This is a genomic window from Enterobacter cloacae complex sp. P13B, assembly GCF_014895915.1.
In the GTDB taxonomy this organism is placed as follows: Bacteria; Pseudomonadota; Gammaproteobacteria; order Enterobacterales; family Enterobacteriaceae; genus Enterobacter; species Enterobacter bugandensis.
On sequence record NZ_JADBQN010000064.1, the window covers coordinates 35,687 to 37,331 of the forward strand.

Here is a 1,645-nt window from a genome sequence, read left to right on the forward strand (position 1 = left end):
TTATAACCCTGTAATTTTAAAAAGACTTCCTGATGTTACTGTTGCCAATTGATATATTAAATTGGATAAATCAGAATATGAGAAAAATTATTTGTGTAGGTGATAAAACATCTCATGGTGGATCTGTCTTAACGGGCTCATCTCAGATAACCATTGATGGTAAATCTGTGGCACGCAAGTCTGATTTGGTTTCATGTCCAACACACGGTATAAATAGTATAAATGAGGGAGATGAAAAACATTGCGATAACGGGTTAGCTGTTGCGTTAGAAGGGCATCGCTGTTCATGTGGCGCTATTCTTATTTCCGCCGGTTCGCGTGTTTTAAAGGAGTGAATTTATGCCAGTAAATATTTTTGATATTCCTTCGGAGGAAAAAATATCCAAAACAGCATTATCATTATGGGTTGAAATTGGAATTTGCGTTTGCATACTTGCTGTATATTTATGTGTTTTTTTGATCTATTTTCCTGAGTTTTTATCAAAAAATAGTTATGCTTTTTGGTCTGAGTTATTGCTGGTACCATTACTCTTCTGCGGGGCTGTGTTTTTCTTCAGAATTATATTATGGAATAATAAGAATATCGAAGCAATTAACTGGAATAGAACTCGCCAGGATTATTATCAGGAGTTGCTTCAAAAAGGAAGGGCCTATCTTGATGTCATTGAGTTGCAGGTCAGATTGCCCGATTTAAATGGTAATGTGACTAATAGCATAGAGGGGAAGTTATTGCCTGTGCGCTATGCACCAAAGTTAACGCATATGTCCAGATATCTTACTTTTAATTCTCCAATACCTGAATTAATTAGCATTTATCAAATGCAGGAGAGAAATGCTATTTTATTTAGTAAAATAATAGGGGGTATTATTAACGATATCCATATGCATATAAGCCTTTTGCCTAAGTATGCCAGGGTAAAAGTGGTGTGTGTTCTTAATGATAATTTAAAACCTCTCATAAAAAAGATTTGGCAGGAACGGCTTGATAGTATATATCTGGGGGCGAATATTGAGTTTAGTAAAAACTTATCAGAATCCATTGATAACTGGTTGGATAGATCTTCTGATGAATATATAGTTCTTATTGCTGCCAATTTTCATGGCGCAGAATTACTTGACGATGAAATCGACAATAAATCTGAATCTGTGGTTTTTTTGTTTGGGAGATTGAGAAATGATGGTGAGACTGGTGACCACTCATCTTTAGGGGCTTTTTTTCGTCCTGAATGTGATTGGGCAGGAATAGATAAATCCCTCCTCTGGGGAAGGGTTAATGAAGGGCGAGGGCTATCTGGTGTTATATATTCTGGGTTGAATGAAGAAGAGTTAAAAAAACTGGTGTTAAAAACAACAGATGTAATGTCGGAAAGTGCACTTTCGTCGTATATGTACGTTGATTCAGACAACTATTTATGTAAGTGCCCGCCTCTTACCGAGTTTTTGCAATTGAGTTATGTAAATGAGCATCTCCCCCCAGGGCAGTATTTATTGATAAGTAAAAATAATGATATTTTGAATTCCCATTTATTTAACTCGGCTGCCAGTGTTTAGAGGTTTATTATAATATGAAAAAAATCTTTATTAAATTTTCTGGCGTTTTTTTTGTTATAATCATTGCTGTTATTTTGCTTCTAATTTATTACCT

General features: G+C 35.1%; 2 protein-coding genes. Both read left to right on the top strand.

From position 1 onward, the window contains the following. Window positions 1-77 precede the first annotated feature (77 nt). Entirely contained in the window at window positions 78-335 is a 258-nt protein-coding gene (locus IM273_RS21435; RefSeq protein WP_072049668.1) for a PAAR domain-containing protein, read from the top strand. A gap of 4 nt (window positions 336-339) precedes the next feature. After that, entirely contained in the window at window positions 340-1,551 is a 1,212-nt protein-coding gene (locus IM273_RS21440) for a hypothetical protein (protein ID WP_193055614.1), read from the top strand. The last annotated feature ends 94 nt before the right edge of the window (window positions 1,552-1,645 follow it).

Coding starts and splice junctions, on each gene's coding strand:
- IM273_RS21435 (WP_072049668.1), top strand. CDS start 78: ATGAGAAAAATTATTTGTGTAGGTGATAAAACATCTCATGGTGGATCT.
- IM273_RS21440 (WP_193055614.1), top strand. CDS start 340: ATGCCAGTAAATATTTTTGATATTCCTTCGGAGGAAAAAATATCCAAA.